Origin of the sequence: Methanohalophilus sp. RSK (genome assembly GCF_003722075.1) — an archaeon.
Lineage (GTDB): Archaea > Halobacteriota > Methanosarcinia > Methanosarcinales > Methanosarcinaceae > Methanohalophilus.
Genome location: NZ_RDSK01000013.1, coordinates 148,951 through 163,828 on the forward strand (window position 1 = coordinate 148,951; position 14,878 = coordinate 163,828).

A 14,878-nucleotide genomic window follows, 5' to 3' on the forward strand; every position below is an offset into this window, starting at 1 on the left:
TGAATTCATTTTCCGGATGCATTCCATTATTTCTATTTTTATAAAGGGAAATAAAGATCAATTTTCGCAAAGCTGGAGATTTGTGGGTATTGTGAAAGTAAAGGTGCTGTCTTTATTAATTTCACTTTCAACCCATATATCGCCATTATGTGCTTCTATGAGGTTTTGGGCAATAGTGAGTCCAAGTCCCAAACCATCATATTTGCGAGTTGTTGAACCATCAAGTTGTACAAAGGGTAGAAACAGTCTGCTCTTATCTTCCTGGGATATGCCGATACCTGTATCCTTTATGCTAATCTCAATATAATCATTTATTTTTCTTGCTGTTAGCGAAACAGAACCATTTTGGGGTGTGAAAGTAATGGCGTTTTCAGTAAGATTATATAATGTTTGTTTCAGCTTTTCCCTATCTCCATTTATGATTTCTAAATCCGGATCTACATCAAATGCCAATTTAATTTTCTTTGAGTCAGCACGAGGCCTTAAGGCCTCTTCAATGTCTTTTATAGCTTCTAATATATTGAATGGTCGGGCATGAATCTCTGTTTTTCGCAGGTCAATGTCTGCGATACTTAGAATGTCATTAAAAACCTTTAATAAATGGTCACCACTTTTAAGTACTATTTTGAGATATTTCAATTGATTTTCAGTTAAAGGTTCAGAATCACGATTGTCAATCAGTATACGGGAAAAGCCTATGATTGAATTTAAAGGTGTTCTGAGTTCATGACTTGCATTTCTTAAAAACTCAGTCTTTGCTTTATTGGCGTTTTCTGCAGCAATTTTGCCGTCTATTATTGCATTTTCTGCCTCTTTGTATTTGGTGATGTCCATAGCAGATCCCATAATTCCAAGAGGTTTATCGTCCTTATCCAGTACTAAATTTGCTGACAGTAGTGAAGGGAATTCTGTCCCATCTTTTTTGACACATTTTACTTCTCCCTCCCACATTCCTTCTGAAATCAAAGTTTGTACGATTTCTCTTGTCCTTTTTTCCCTCTTGAAAAAATCAAAAATAGTTTTTCCAGAGACATCCCTTTTATCATCGTATCCCCATAAATTAAGAAAAGCGTTATTTACATCAATAAATTTACATTTCATATCTATAAAACCTATCGGATTGATTGATTGATTTTTCGACAGCGTTTTCTTTTATTAAAATGTCTTTTTCCATTTTGCTGGAATTGATCAGTACTTTGAATGCTAAAATTGTAAACACAAATAGGTAAATCAGGACAGATGTAATGGTAGCTATGAACTCGTACAGGGATAAGTTCACATTGTAATATAAGATTGAAAATATAATTATGATTAGTACGGTGAATATCCCATACGTGAGGAATACAATTGATCTTAATATATTTTTATTGTACACAATTTAGGTTTAGGTTAGTTACTTAAAAAAGTATCTCCGGTGCACAGTTGGGCCGTTTCCCTGTTCATATCGGGATTTTTGGTTTGTTCATTAAATCTGGTTTATTATGAAGCTAATTAGCCGAAACATTAAAGTACAAGGGTGTGTATTTGAGTGGTTGCGCGATGACAAATCGTGTACCAATGGGCCCGTAGCTTAGCCAGGTTGAGCGCACGGCTGATAACCGTGAGGTCCTGCGTTCGAATCGCAGCGGGCCCACCATCATATCTGTTTTTGTACATTTTTGTCTTCTGCTGAATCTATTGTGGGGTGTCCATACTTCCATAACTTTATATATTGAAGGGATAATATAAATATTAAGTACATATATGAATATTATATACTCTGATGAACGCTCCATTCAAATTAATCGGTGTTTCCATGGAAGAAGATGAATTATTTTCAATGAATGAAAATCAAAGAGAAATTGCAAAGCTGCTAAGGAGGCTACACCTTTCAAAACCGATTGCAAGGACACTTGCTTGTCTTTCATGTGGTGAAGAAGTTTCCTCCCGCAAAATAGAATCAATGTCACAGTTAAGGCAACCGGAAGTTAGCATTGCTATGAATTTCCTCTTGAAGAAAAAAGGCTGGGTTGAATTTGAGGAAATAAAACGCAATGAAGGGAAGGGAAGGCCTATCAAAGTGTATAAGCTTGCAGTGCCCATGGATTCCATTATTGAAAGTATAGAACATGAAATTCTTTCAGAGAACCAGATTCTACTGGAAAATATAAATCGCCTCAAAGAATTCTCTTGATTAGGCATTTATTTTTCATTTGATTCTTTATTAGTTTCCCATTTTGGAATATATATTAGATATTCGTCTCATATTTCTGCTCAATTTATGTGCCCCAACTGCCAGGTGCAGTATGACCGTTATCAGCCCGTTATAGAAAAGGAGTTTGGCGAGAAGTATGATATGGTGCATATGAACATTGCCCAATTCACCGCTCTGGCACTGGGTGGCGATCCTCTCAAGGTTTGTGGCTTCCAGACCCATTCGGTTGACCTGACTGATTTCCTGGAGACTCTTTGATTATCGGAAAAGATTATTGTGCATAACATCTATACAGGGTAAAAACGTATTTTTCTCAAGAATCTCACAGGTGTTTAATTTTGACTACTATCAGCGAAAAAATATTCAGCCGGGCAGTCGGCAAAGAGGCAAAGGCCAATGATTTTGTGATAGCTGATATTGATTATGCAATGGCCCACGACGGTACCAGCATTCTGGCAGTCCGTTCTTTCCGCCAGATGGAAGTTGAAAAGGTCTGGGATCCTTCACGTATAGTGATCCCCTTTGATCACCTGGCACCAGCGAATTCCGATACTACGGCAGGTCTGCAGCAGGATATCAGGGGATGGGTGCGTCAGCAGGGCATAAACAATTTCTATGATATTGGTAACGGTATCTGCCATCAGGTATTGCCTGAGAAGGGTTTTGCAATGCCGGGCAAGTTGATTGTGGGTGCTGATTCCCATTCCTGTACATATGGTGCCTTTGGAGCCTTCGGTACGGGTGTAGGGGCAACGGACATGGCCGAAATATTCGCATCCGGCAAGCTCTGGTTCCGTGTACCGGAATCCATTAAGGTTGCAGCTGAAGGAAAACTTGGCGACAGGGTTTATGCCAAGGACCTCACCCTCAAGATAATCGGGGAGGTGACCGCTTCAGGGGCGACCTACAAAGCGGTTGAATTCTATGGTAATGCCATAGAGGATCTTTCCATGGCAGGCAGGATGACCCTTTCCAACATGGCTATTGAAATGGGTGCCAAGGCGGGTATAGTACCTCCCGATGCCACGACCTTTGAATACCTGAAAGACAGGGCGGTCAGTGATTATGAACCTGCTTATTCGGATGAGAATGCAGATTATGTGGGCGAATATCACATTGATGTGAACTCCCTTGAACCGCAGGTTGCCTGTCCCCATGAGGTGGACAACGTTTGTGGTGTGTCCGAAATTGCAGGCAAAAAACTCGATCAGGCATTTATCGGTACCTGTACCAATGGCCGACTGGAGGACCTTGAGGCTGCAGCAGAAGTGCTGGAAGGCAACGAGGTTGCGGTCAGGACGATTATAATACCGGCTTCCAGACAGATAATGAAGGAAGCCGCGAGAAAAGGATTAATAGAGATTTTCCTCGATGCAGGCGCTACCATGGGTACTCCGGGATGCGGTCCATGTCTGGGTGGTCACATGGGGGTTATTGGTGAAGGTGAAGTATGTATTTCCACTGCAAACCGCAACTTCCGGGGTCGTATGGGTACAGGTGGCTACATCTATCTTGCTTCCCCGGCAACGGTTGCCGCTTCGGCTATAAAAGGTGAGATTGCCGATGCGCGTAATGTATGAGATGGTACAATGGAAGAAATAAACAGGGATAAACTGAAACATTTGTTTGGACACTGGATCGAACACAACGAAAACCATTGTGATAGTTTTGAAAAATGGATTCCCCAACTTGAGGATGCGGGATTCCAGCAGGCTGCAGAATACGTTTCTGCTGCCTCTTCTGAAATGGAACAATCAACAGATATGTTGAGAAAAGCACTGGAATCCCTTGAGTAACTTCAAGGGATTACCATTACCGCAGTTTTTGCATGCCTGAGAACCTTTTCAGAAACGCTTCCCATAAGATAGCGCTCCAGGCCTGTACGTCCCAGTGAGCCCATAACTATAATGTCTATTTCATTTTCTTTTGCAAAATCCAGTATTTCTTCTGCGGGGTTGCCTGTCAAAAGAGCTGTATCAATCGCTACTCCCTGAGGGTTTCCCTGTTCTTCCACATATTGGAGGGCTTCCTGTCCTTCCCTCTTTATGTCTTCGTGGGGGATGTCAAAATTTGTGATTCTTGCTCCATAAGGAAGGGTTTTTGATGAAAGTTCTTTCATTACATGTACTGCAAATACCTTTGCTCCATAGGTTTTTGCCAGCCCGATTCCTTCTGAAGCTGCCTTTTTGGAGTGTTCAGATCCATCTGTTGCAATTAATATCGTTTTAACGTTATTCATTAGATTCCCCATTATATAACATGAAGGGAGGTTATATTAACATTTGGAAAGGCTCCTCATTCATATATCTTCGAGTAAAGGTATGTTCCAAGCACATAACCCAGCAATGCTACAATCAGGGTCCCGGGGGCATAAACAGGAATATTGCCGCCCGCCATGTGAAATATCAGGTTGACTGTGGCAACATATATCATTACTGTAGCAATCAACACTATAATCTGGAATATCCCTTTTTCAGGTGGCATGTTTGTTCACTATATTAATATTTGAAATCTGCCTATTCATTATTTGCGGTGCTGTCTGCTTATAGGCGTTTTCCTGCAGAGGTGATTAACGCCGTTACGGACCTTTTTCTTATTCAGGTTGCAGTACTTCTAATATTCTTGTTACGATAGCCGTACTTAATTTGATTTATATAGGGCTGGCATCCAATATCAGTACTGTAATAATATTGCAACAGGCGATTGTCATGAAAGAAAGAGTACTGATACTTGGAGCCGGTTATGCGGGCGCGGTGATTGCAAACACACTGGCCCGTGAGTTCAGGCGTAAAATTGCAAAGGATGAACTTGAAATTACAGTGCTTGACAGGAACGATATGGGAGTAAACCAGGGTGGTTTTACTTTCCTGCCCTTTGGGTTATACACCCCTGAGGACTTGGTCAGGCCCCGGAAAGAATCGCTGAGTCCCAGAATAAAGAGTCATTTTGGGGATCAGGGTGAAGTCACGGATATTGACCTGAACAGGCAGCAGATAACGGTCAAATCCGGTACAAAATATTCCTATGATCATCTTGTGATTGCAATGGGTGCAAGACCGGATGCTTCCGGTGTGCCGGGTCTTGAAGATGATCTAAATACATTCTATACATCTATGGATGATGCCCTGGAAGTAGGGGAGATTATTAGCAATTTCAAAGGTGGCAGGATAGTGGTTTCGGTTTCCAGAATGCCTATACCATGCCCCGGAGCGCCGGTAAAATTCTCCTTTTTGCTGGAGAGTTACCTGAGAGATATACGCAATATCAGGGATGATGTGCAGCTGACACTTCTGTGGCCCATGGAACCAATAGGTCCGCCGGAGTTTAACAAACTGGTTACCGGCCGCCTTGAAGAAAAAGGAATTGAGGCTATCAGGCAGTTCCAGCTTGGCAAGGTTGATGCTTCAAACAAGATGGTGGAATCTACAGACGGCAGACAGGAAAACTATGACCTGCTTATCACAGTTCCTCCCCACAAGCCACAACAGGCTGTACTGGATTCGGGTCTTACGGATGAGAAAGGTTGGATCCCTGCGGATAAAACAACATTGCAGTATCGTGGTCCGGTTGGGGATAAGGATAATGTGTATGTTGTGGGGGACAATGGTCCGGCCGACATCCTGAAAACAGGAATAGGTGCGCACTATCAGGCACAGGTGGTATCCCACAACCTGATCAATACGATCAATGGCAACAATATCAAGTCAAAGTACAAGGGGGAGACCGGTTGCCCGATAATCACGGATATGGCCTCTGATGCCCATGCCGGTAGAGCATACATTGCAACCTGGAGTTACAAGAACCCTCCCGAGTCGTTCGATACCACTCAGCTTGGCTGGTATCTGTACCGGATGTATTACTACCTGCACTGGGACATGAGTATTAAGGCATTGATGTGAGGTGATTGGTATGGCTGAAGATATAGAGAATGTTAATATAGGAATGACACAGGCAGACATCGACGCCTTCCTGGATATTGTCAGGACTGCCCGTATCATGCAGAGTTACTTAAATGATGAGACGGTCCACGGTGTTGCGAATGTGATGACTCCCATGCTAAAACTGCTCAACGGAGTTGCCAGTACCGATCTTGTGGATGTACTGGAAAGGAGTATGCAGGACCCGGGTATGGACCGGGCTTTGATGAACCCGCCAAAGGTGGGGATGTATGGTGCACTTCGTGAGATGGGAGATGAGGACTTCCAGAAAGGGCTGGGGATAGCCATTGAATTCTTAAAAGCTCTTGGCAGGGCCTCGGAGGATATAGGAGACTAATTTCCCGCTTTTTCCTGTTTTCCTCCTTTCTTTTTTTACTTCAATTCTGCTTTTCCACCACAACCTTTATGCTTGCTGCCTTACTAATTTCTTTTAAGGTGTTTTATGCATTTAGCCAAAGACAGGGACATTGGCCGTGTGGCCTGTTGCAAGGAGGCTATCGATGCTTCCCGGGCAATCTATGACAGTTTCTCACTGCTGGATTATTTCCATGACTGCGAATTTGCAATGCAGTCCCGCCGTTTTACATGGGGGAGTGCTGTGGCTTATGCATATGATGCCAGGGATGCTATCTACATATTGCTTCTTTTTTCCCGCCAGCAAAACAGGGGGCACGGCCACAGATTGGTCAATTGCATCATTGAGCATGCCCGGTATAAGGGGTACAGTCGTGTTTATGTGACTACTTCCTATAGATCTCCACACCACTACGCTGCCGGCAGGTTCTATGTTTCATGTGGTTTCCGGATGATCGGCTCGGATGAGGGACATATGTATTATGGACTGGATGTCAATGCAGCTCCTGTATTTCACTGCCCGGACACTCCAATCCCCTCTCTGAAATTTGAATATCTTTTGTCAGATTTTTTACTTATTGGAATGGCACTGGTGTTTGATATTTTGAGCAGGGATATAGGGGAGCCAAAGGTTGTACAAAAGTTGAGGAAGGTAATCGGGGAGAAAGAGAAAAGATGCTTTTTGAAAAAGGGGGATATGTATTAAAACATCGTCTCCTTCATGAATTTGCCCAAGGAACAAAATAAGAATATTATTCTCTTGTCAATGATTCAATTAACTCCCTGTGCTGGGGGAATCTTTCCAGTAATTCGTCTTTCTTATGCAGTGTGAAGTCCTCAAATTCAAAACCCGGCGCAACCGTACATCCCACCAACGAATAGTCATATTTGGGACTGTCACACACTGTTGCACCAAAGACTGAACCTGCAGGGACAATACCCTGTGGAACCTCACCGTTTAATATGTCATTTCCAAGATGGATCGATTCATAAACGCCATCTGGATGTATCATGTGTATGTCAATGGGTGCCCCGTTGTAAAAATGCCAGATTTCTTCCTGTTTTATTGTGTGGAGGGCTGAAAATTCATCTTGTTTTAATAAAAAGTAGATTGCCGTGGAAAATGCATGATCCAGGGTAAATCTGCCTGGGAGATATTTGTGCTTGATCGTTTCCCCGGATCTGTAAGTTTCTTTAAAATACCCACCCTCGGGGTGCTTGCTCATATTAAGGTATTTTATAATTTCATCAGCGTTGGTCATGGTATCCTCCTGTTTTAATGTAATAATCTTTCCATGTATATGTTTCATCCCCACATGTGTGGGGAACTCATCAAGCCCACCAGCAGAGTTCTCAAAGGTTTCGGTTCATCCCCACATGTGTGGGGAACTCATCAAGCGCTGCATTATATTCTTCCGCATCCGCGGTTCATCCCCACATGTGTGGGGAACTCTTGTTTTTTCGGATAATTCCACCATCTGTGTTCGGTTCATCCCCACATGTGTGGGGAACTCTATATTACAAGAAAAGTATAAAAAGTATCATACGGTTCATCCCCACATGTGTGGGGAACTCATATAGTATTCGATGTGGAAGATTTCGGAAAACGGTTCATCCCCACATGTGTGGGGAACTCTGCTCGCAACCTGAGGTTAATTTGCATGAAATCGGTTCATCCCCACATGTGTGGGGAACTCGCCGATTGGAACTGCATCAAATTGCTGGAGTGCGGTTCATCCCCACATGTGTGGGGAACTCTATTGTAGTATTTTCAATTCGAACAGTAGCCCCGGTTCATCCCCACATGTGTGGGGAACTCTTCGCCGAACAAACTCATAATGGTAAAGCATTCGGTTCATCCCCACATGTGTGGGGAACTCATGTGAGAACTGTTGACGTTGACGGCAACACACGGTTCATCCCCACATGTGTGGGGAACTCCAATACAGAAATGGCACTTACGGAAACACCCTCGGTTCATCCCCACATGTGTGGGGAACTCATTTTTGCAGGTTTTCACGTACCATGTTAATGCGGTTCATCCCCACATGTGTGGGGAACTCCACAATCGCTTTCTTCCTTCCTGTCTGGAACTCGGTTCATCCCCACATGTGTGGGGAACTCTGTCCCCATTTACCATATGAAGTATTTAAAAACGGTTCATCCCCACATGTGTGGGGAACTCATCAAACCCAAAAACCAGAACGGTATTAAAATCGGTTCATCCCCACATGTGTGGGGAACTCATTCTGCAGCTGACTACCTCAACCAGATAGCCCGGTTCATCCCCACATGTGTGGGGAACTCTACGGTTACCTCTGTGTTTGATGTATAATCATCGGTTCATCCCCACATGTGTGGGGAACTCTGTTTCTTATTTATTTGGAAAGGCGGAAGTCAGATTCCTACAGTAGTAAGAATTCTGAAAATTCTTATCAATGTTCCTGATTGGATTTTCCTATAAGCCACATGTATCATCTCAATACAAGTCAATTATCTGGTAAAAAAGATATTAATTTTATGCCATCCATTTCTTTAGGGATACGCCTGTTGGTGCCAAGTGTGACAAAATCATATCCTGCTTCGTTTTGAGATTTCCATACCATTACAGCATTACCATCTTCCAGTCCCTCTTCAACATTACGCCATATCATTTCCCTTACTTTGATTGAATAATTTCCGACGTATACTCCTGAACGAACCTCAAGAAGCCATACAGCAAGCCTACCCCTCAAACGTGCAGGAGCATTTTCAAGAACGATGACCAACATCACCAATGCTCCTCTCATTTGGAATTGCTGTAGGCCATGACTCTTTCGGTGTTTCAGGCAACTCGATCTCACCTGCAGAAAGGACTTCCTCTATAGTTGGAATGATCTTTTTCAAAAGTCTCGATTCCCTGAAAACATCCCTGCAAGCAAGCCTCACAGCTCTTTCGTAATTAGTATGTTTTTCGGATGCAACTCTGAAAGCAATTGGAACCACGGTTTCAAACTTAAACAAATCTGCGATATCATAAACAAAGGAACGAGGTTTTCCAGTGTGGATAAAACCGACAGCTGGAGAATATCCTGCAGCAAGAACCGCTGCTTCGGTAACACCATATATACAGGAGGTTGCCGAACTCAGGCATCTATTTTGTACGTCAGCACTATCCCAGTCACCTGGGTTATAACTGCGTCCTTTCCATTCGATTCCATATTGTTGGGCAAACATCTGATACATTTTTTTAACCCGGGCTGCTTCCATTCCACGCATCTGTTCAATATTATAGTGGTCCGGCACTATCTCATTAAAGCGCATCTCATACATTTTCCTAACAACTTTACGCCGCAAGTCATCATCGAGAGCAAGCTTTGCCTGATAAAGCAGCCTGTCGGCACGTGCACCACCCGGCTGGCCGGCAGAATAAAGCCGAACTCCTGCCTCTCCAACCCATATTAGGAGGCAGCCTACACGTGAAGCAAGGGATGCTGCAGCATGTGATACTCTGGTACCCGGTTCCAGCATTAAGCAGGCAATCCCACCAACGGGAATCTGTGAACGCACTCCATTTTTATCAACGAGTACAAATGCCCCGTCTATAACATCAAGTTCTCCTTTTTCAAGAAATAACAATGAAAAGCGTTCCTTTATGGCGATGGGTTTTAGGTTGGGAAGCATCGAAATCACCATTTAACTAACCGGTCGTACAAGAAGCAAACCACAGCCAAAACCTTTGGCAGGACCAATTCCACTAAAAAGGGCCTGTTTAAACAATTCCGGTTCAGTAACTGTTAAAATTCCGGTAAAATCGATAGTATTGAAGCTGACGTGATGTTTACCACTTGGTTTGTAGAATTTATGGTTCCGATAACCATCGGCACGTACTTTATCGGTATTTATTGAAAAACCATTCTTTTCAGCCTTCTTCTGCAGCCATTCAACACCTTTAGCCTGGACAATTTCTGAGATATCAGGATAGACAGCATTTCCTTTGTTTTCATTTTTAATACGAAACTTTTCATCCATGACCACATCATGTCGATGTTGTTTTCCTTTTTCATCTCTTTTTGAAACGATTGGATTTGCACGAAGAGAAAAGGAGAGGTTCTGGCCGGACTTTAATACTGGATCGTATTCCTTTACATCGATGTCCCACAAAGAAGATTCATCTCTCGGCTTCCTTTCAGAAACAAAGTAAAAAGTTGGCAATTTTCCGTCCGATTCCTGACGGTACAAAAAACTCCTTTTATCGTCAGCACCTCTTGAAAACAAAGGCCATACCAATCGGTGAATGTTGTAACTGTTTCCCATATTTTTCCACAGGGTTTTATTTGAAACTGCAGTTGGAAGCAATCTTGCTCTACTCATATACATGCATCATTCCCCCAATCAACCATCGAATAGTACTCCTTCCTGTCTGAGAATTGCCACCTTTTACGGCTCAATACCTTGTCACGTCGGGAAATACTATGTTGGAATGTGATATCTTCGTCAGGATCATCCCAATAGAACCTGCAAACACCATCCTTGATTATATTTCTAACAAAATCTTCATCTTTAAACTCAGCATTTGCAAGTGCTTCTTTCATATTAGTACCGGATACTATCATTGGGTCAAGAGGAAGGGATAAAGGACATGATTTTCTTCCTAGGTACATAGAAAATGAAGGCTTTTTTAGACCGTTGCCAATCATTTCAAGAGAATATGGCGGATTATCAGTTCTGGAAGAAAGAATCACAGTATAGAGCCCGTCACAATAGTAGTCTCGTGTCGAAAGAATGGTATTTAATTCATACTTGGAAACAGCAAGTTCATCTTTTCTTGTTAAAAAGTTCTTCTTATTTCTCCCTTTACCAGAAGCAGGAACCTGAGATGTGTGATAATCACGAAGCATAACTCCTGAAGAGTTTATAAGAACTCCATAATGATAAGCAGAAGCCAACTCAAGTTGTCTTTCTTCTTCTTCCCTCCGAATACCCAGGGCTGCTCCCAACAGACCAAAGATTGCTGATTTTGAAGGGTGGTCAAAACTAGGTCTATAAGGACCTACTGCAATGTCACCCCATGAAGCCATTGAACCATATAACCGGAAAATCAAATAATCTTTCACCCCAACCGACTCCTTTCTGCTTAACTGCTTACAAAATTCAGCATTTCTTTCAAACTACCTTCTCCGGTATAGACATTCATATCCAGGCTGTTTTCGCAGCAGTCACCATACACCTTTTTCATCTTTTCATTTGTTTGCTTGAGAGAATCGATAGCATTTATCAACATGCTTCTCCCCTTGACAGGCTCTAAATACGAAACAGAGAGTGAACGTGGTTGTTGATTTCCCTTCTCTATCATCATGTATGAAGCATATGCTCTCGAAGCAAAACTATTCTGTTTACCTGTGGGAGAAACTGTTGCCATTGCTTCCACTAAAGCACATAATGCCTTATTTGTAAGTTCCTTGTCTCCGCCAAGATTGTTTTCAAGAAGTTCCCGATCGACACAAACATAAGTATAGAACAAACCGGAAGCGAATTCTGTTTCACCAAGATGTCCTGAACCCATATCTTCCTCTCCTTTATTCAGATCATCTACGGCTGTGAAAAAATCATCTTCAACTGCAACTTCGTTAGCCGTAATGGCATGAGAAACTTGCACCGAAGCTTCAGTATTGAAATTGGTATTGGATGCAAGCATACGTCCGAACATAGCAATATCTACAGCAGTGTGTTCTTTTCTCAAAAGATTAAGGTCATCTTTAGAAGGATCGCTATTATTTGATGATATTTTAGTTATAAGCTGATCAATCGCAGATATCTCTTCCGAACTGAAATGTGCCAACTGTTCTATTTCGAGACCAACTAAGGAATCATCACTATCTTTTTTGGATTTACCAAAAACACCGGCTATCGATTTGGACCACTTTTTCGCCTCTTTTTCAGAAATAATTGAATTGGTTGGTGATGCATCGTTATTGTTATTCAGTACATCTGCCAAACTAACACCAGTTGTCAATGCTCTAAAAATATTGACACCCATGCTTTTTGTGCGAACGCCAATATGATTACCAAGACTTTCTTTGAAGATATCTGATGTCCTCCAGGCTCGTTTAAGGCTCTGTGAAGAAACCCTGAGTCTTTGAGTTCCACCCATAACAGCCGTCTTTGGTCTTCCCAAATCATCGCGGTTCAAATTGGATGGGGGATACGATACGAGTGTGTGTATTTGTACAAATTTTGTCATCTTATTCTCTCCTAATTTTTTAACTTTTAGTTCCAGGTGCCTTTTCATAGTAACTGTAAGCCCATTCTTTCCTTGTAATATCATTCCACCAGTAGAGGCTGTTTGCAAGATTGCAGACATTGACATTTCCATTCATTAACTTAACAATTCGAACAATCGAACTGAACAATTTCTCCTTGTCCTTGATTTTTAACAGTCTTTTAAACCGTAATCCACTAACCTGTGCATTTGAACCATCTTTGACACTTGCCATTTGGGCTGCAAACGATTCTCCGGACTGATTATTTTTTACATGAACTAATACTCCGGCAATTAATGCAACAGAGTCTCGATTTCCAAATCCGAGCTTGTTCAAACTCAACCACAATTTGTGATAAGCAGGATTAAACACCACTTCCACAGTGTTGTGGCATCTGCGAAGATCTGCCCGATCTCCCCGGTTATTGTCCAAATCCCTCCACCATGTTAGTAAAGCCTGGCATGATTCTGGATTTTTTTCCAACGAACTTTTTGTAATTCCCAATTTTCATCACCTTTTAAGCACAATTATTATTCACAATCTTATTTTTCCGATTTCTTCGGTAATCCAAGTGTTTCTCTTATCTTTTTGCCACCTTTTGAATTGTATTTTCTAAGATTTCTGCGAGCTAGCACTATTCTTTCTGGGTCAACAACATTAAATTGTGTGGATTGGGAATATTCATCAAATAATTTTTCAGATGCTTTTGATAAAATTCTTATCCATTTTATTTTCAGTTCCAATGCATCAGAATCATGATCAAGTTCAACAATCAGTTTGTTAAGAATATTGTAAAAATCAGATTCTGTATCCTGACAGAATCTAGAATCAATCCAATTATCAAAAAGACGATATTTTTTCTTATCTTTTAGTTGTTCTTCACTGTATAATGCTTTTTTGATGCAACTGTAAGTATTGTTTCCAATAATTTCAGCAGTTTTAACTAATTGGGATACAATAGACTCATATTTCTGTTTAATATGATCGGGAACATTGAATAAAGGCATAATACTTTCATACCAGCAACGAGCCTTCATATTATTGAAATCATAACCGAATGCCCATAGTTGAGAAGAACGTTGGAATACATCGTCCAAATTTGTCAAATCTAACTGTTTCTCTACAAATCGTTCAAAAGACAAAGAAGGATGCTGCCCATTCTCGGGGTCATTCTGAACCAGACCCAGCCAGTGGCGATAGGTTATGCCACCCGGCCCCGGGTGGAGTGGTATAATAGCATCTTTTGTTTCACGATGCGGACTCAAAACATGGCACCAACCCCCTTCATAGTTTATTCCATGATTCTTTGTAGTATAATGGGAAACAAGTCTGTCAGTCTCACAACCGCAGATGTCACAAAAGCCTTCCTTGAGATTGTCGAAATCAATACTGATTCTACGCGGCATTCCCCAATACATCTGTTTGGGATTTACATTCATTGGAGTTGTTTCTGTTCCTTTTTCTTCACTTGTACGGCTGGGTCCCATCCACGGATAAATATCACTTATTGCATTTTGACCGACATCGCCTAACCTTTCAAAATTATCTTCGGGAATAACATTCAACCAAATTGTTTGCCACAGATTATTTCCCAAAACTAGAGTAGTCAAAGGACCACCACCTCTAAGTGAAGTGCGGTGACCCTGCCCACCTGAGGGAGCATTTAATTGTAAATTGAACAATGCAGTTGCACAACAAGAAAAACACATTTGTGTCACTGTATCTCTCTTTAGAAAATGGTCTGCGTTATTATCAATTGTGTTACTGCCTGGCATTTCCATAAGAAACGCGTCTACCCTATTTTCGGTCCCTTCAAATAGCTCATAATCCTGCATAAAACGTTCATTTTCCCCGTCTAGATTGAAAATATGAGAAACATTTACAAACGTCTCTAAAAATTTATCAGGGGTTGGTGGTTCTGTAATGTGTTTTCTCCATTCTCTTTCGTTTTTAGGAGACATAGTAGTTTGTACCAATCCAATCAGAAATTGGATCAAAGAACCATTAAAATCAGGGCGGGGTGCATCCAGAGAAACTATGGGATTCGAATCTAATTTGTCAGTAATCTCCCATGGAGCTATCTGTTCCTTTTTACCATCCTGCCTACTTACCCATATCCATTTTTCATGAATCAAATTAAATACCATAGT

General features: G+C 41.8%; 18 protein-coding genes, 1 tRNA gene and 1 CRISPR repeat array. Of the genes, 8 read left to right on the top strand and 11 right to left on the bottom strand.

Annotated elements, in window-relative coordinates:
• Nucleotides 1-57: 57 nt before the first annotated feature.
• Nucleotides 58-1,143 carry a PAS domain-containing sensor histidine kinase gene (locus tag EFE42_RS06780; protein WP_370448677.1) on the bottom strand — a complete coding sequence of 362 codons (1,086 nt, stop codon included), beginning with the start codon at nucleotides 1,141-1,143 and terminating at the stop codon, nucleotides 58-60.
• 416 nt (nucleotides 1,144-1,559) lie between these two features.
• Between EFE42_RS06780 and EFE42_RS06790 the strand changes: the two genes are divergently transcribed.
• From EFE42_RS06790 to EFE42_RS06810, 5 genes are all read left to right on the top strand, one after another.
• Nucleotides 1,560-1,636: transfer RNA gene (locus EFE42_RS06790), tRNA-Ile, on the top strand.
• A 159-nt stretch (nucleotides 1,637-1,795) separates the two neighbouring features.
• Nucleotides 1,796-2,173, top strand: coding sequence for a transcriptional regulator (locus EFE42_RS06795; protein ID WP_123136534.1), 378 nt, complete (start codon nucleotides 1,796-1,798; stop codon nucleotides 2,171-2,173).
• 87 nt (nucleotides 2,174-2,260) lie between these two features.
• On the top strand, nucleotides 2,261-2,452 hold the full coding sequence (locus EFE42_RS06800; protein WP_233564758.1) for a hypothetical protein: 192 nt from the start codon (nucleotides 2,261-2,263) through the stop codon (nucleotides 2,450-2,452).
• A gap of 80 nt (nucleotides 2,453-2,532) precedes the next feature.
• On the top strand, nucleotides 2,533-3,774 hold the full coding sequence (locus EFE42_RS06805) for a 3-isopropylmalate dehydratase large subunit (protein ID WP_123136535.1): 1,242 nt from the start codon (nucleotides 2,533-2,535) through the stop codon (nucleotides 3,772-3,774).
• A gap of 9 nt (nucleotides 3,775-3,783) precedes the next feature.
• Entirely contained in the window at nucleotides 3,784-3,990 is a 207-nt protein-coding gene (locus EFE42_RS06810) for a hypothetical protein (RefSeq protein WP_123136536.1), read from the top strand.
• Nucleotides 3,991-3,992: 2 nt separating this feature from the next.
• Here EFE42_RS06810 and EFE42_RS06815 read toward each other — a convergent pair whose 3' ends face one another.
• Both EFE42_RS06815 and EFE42_RS06820 read right to left on the bottom strand, forming a co-directional pair.
• Entirely contained in the window at nucleotides 3,993-4,433 is a 441-nt protein-coding gene (locus EFE42_RS06815) for a universal stress protein (RefSeq protein ID WP_158599200.1), read from the bottom strand.
• A gap of 56 nt (nucleotides 4,434-4,489) precedes the next feature.
• The gene (locus EFE42_RS06820) at nucleotides 4,490-4,678 is read right to left on the bottom strand and encodes a hypothetical protein (RefSeq protein ID WP_123136538.1); all 189 of its coding nucleotides are present in this window, start codon (nucleotides 4,676-4,678) and stop codon (nucleotides 4,490-4,492) included.
• Nucleotides 4,679-4,839: 161 nt separating this feature from the next.
• Between EFE42_RS06820 and EFE42_RS06825 the strand changes: the two genes are divergently transcribed.
• The 3 genes from EFE42_RS06825 to EFE42_RS06835 all read left to right on the top strand — a co-directional run bounded on the left by EFE42_RS06825 (nucleotide 4,840) and on the right by EFE42_RS06835 (nucleotide 7,192).
• Nucleotides 4,840-6,093, top strand: coding sequence for an NAD(P)/FAD-dependent oxidoreductase (locus EFE42_RS06825; protein ID WP_233564759.1), 1,254 nt, complete (start codon nucleotides 4,840-4,842; stop codon nucleotides 6,091-6,093).
• A gap of 10 nt (nucleotides 6,094-6,103) precedes the next feature.
• Entirely contained in the window at nucleotides 6,104-6,469 is a 366-nt protein-coding gene (locus EFE42_RS06830) for a DUF1641 domain-containing protein (protein WP_123136539.1), read from the top strand.
• Between the two features lie 105 nt (nucleotides 6,470-6,574).
• Nucleotides 6,575-7,192, top strand: coding sequence for an N-acetyltransferase (locus EFE42_RS06835; protein WP_123136540.1), 618 nt, complete (start codon nucleotides 6,575-6,577; stop codon nucleotides 7,190-7,192).
• Between the two features lie 46 nt (nucleotides 7,193-7,238).
• On the opposite strand, the gene EFE42_RS06840 is transcribed toward EFE42_RS06835, so the two are convergent.
• The 8 genes from EFE42_RS06840 to casA form a co-directional block, all read right to left on the bottom strand.
• A complete protein-coding gene (locus EFE42_RS06840) occupies nucleotides 7,239-7,748 on the bottom strand; it encodes a cupin domain-containing protein (RefSeq protein WP_123136594.1) in 510 nt (169 codons plus the stop codon).
• 40 nt (nucleotides 7,749-7,788) lie between these two features.
• A CRISPR array of direct repeats spans nucleotides 7,789-8,854; the repeat unit is 29 nt; unit sequence CGGTTCATCCCCACATGTGTGGGGAACTC.
• A 121-nt stretch (nucleotides 8,855-8,975) separates the two neighbouring features.
• The gene (cas2e, locus tag EFE42_RS06845; protein ID WP_123136541.1) at nucleotides 8,976-9,257 is read right to left on the bottom strand and encodes a type I-E CRISPR-associated endoribonuclease Cas2e; all 282 of its coding nucleotides are present in this window, start codon (nucleotides 9,255-9,257) and stop codon (nucleotides 8,976-8,978) included.
• Nucleotides 9,238-10,149 carry a type I-E CRISPR-associated endonuclease Cas1e gene (cas1e, locus tag EFE42_RS06850; RefSeq protein WP_123136595.1) on the bottom strand — a complete coding sequence of 304 codons (912 nt, stop codon included), beginning with the start codon at nucleotides 10,147-10,149 and terminating at the stop codon, nucleotides 9,238-9,240. The genes cas2e and cas1e overlap by 20 nt, the downstream gene beginning before the upstream one ends.
• A gap of 12 nt (nucleotides 10,150-10,161) precedes the next feature.
• The gene (gene cas6e, locus EFE42_RS06855; protein ID WP_123136542.1) at nucleotides 10,162-10,845 is read right to left on the bottom strand and encodes a type I-E CRISPR-associated protein Cas6/Cse3/CasE; all 684 of its coding nucleotides are present in this window, start codon (nucleotides 10,843-10,845) and stop codon (nucleotides 10,162-10,164) included.
• A complete protein-coding gene (gene cas5e, locus EFE42_RS06860) occupies nucleotides 10,836-11,582 on the bottom strand; it encodes a type I-E CRISPR-associated protein Cas5/CasD (protein WP_123136543.1) in 747 nt (248 codons plus the stop codon). The genes cas6e and cas5e overlap by 10 nt, the downstream gene beginning before the upstream one ends.
• A gap of 20 nt (nucleotides 11,583-11,602) precedes the next feature.
• Nucleotides 11,603-12,709, bottom strand: coding sequence for a type I-E CRISPR-associated protein Cas7/Cse4/CasC (cas7e, locus tag EFE42_RS06865; RefSeq protein ID WP_123136544.1), 1,107 nt, complete (start codon nucleotides 12,707-12,709; stop codon nucleotides 11,603-11,605).
• Between the two features lie 19 nt (nucleotides 12,710-12,728).
• Nucleotides 12,729-13,232, bottom strand: a complete 504-nt coding sequence (gene casB, locus EFE42_RS06870; protein ID WP_123136545.1) for a type I-E CRISPR-associated protein Cse2/CasB — start codon at nucleotides 13,230-13,232, stop codon at nucleotides 12,729-12,731.
• 38 nt (nucleotides 13,233-13,270) lie between these two features.
• Nucleotides 13,271-14,875, bottom strand: coding sequence for a type I-E CRISPR-associated protein Cse1/CasA (gene casA, locus EFE42_RS06875; RefSeq protein ID WP_123136546.1), 1,605 nt, complete (start codon nucleotides 14,873-14,875; stop codon nucleotides 13,271-13,273).
• Nucleotides 14,876-14,878: the final 3 nt, after the last annotated feature.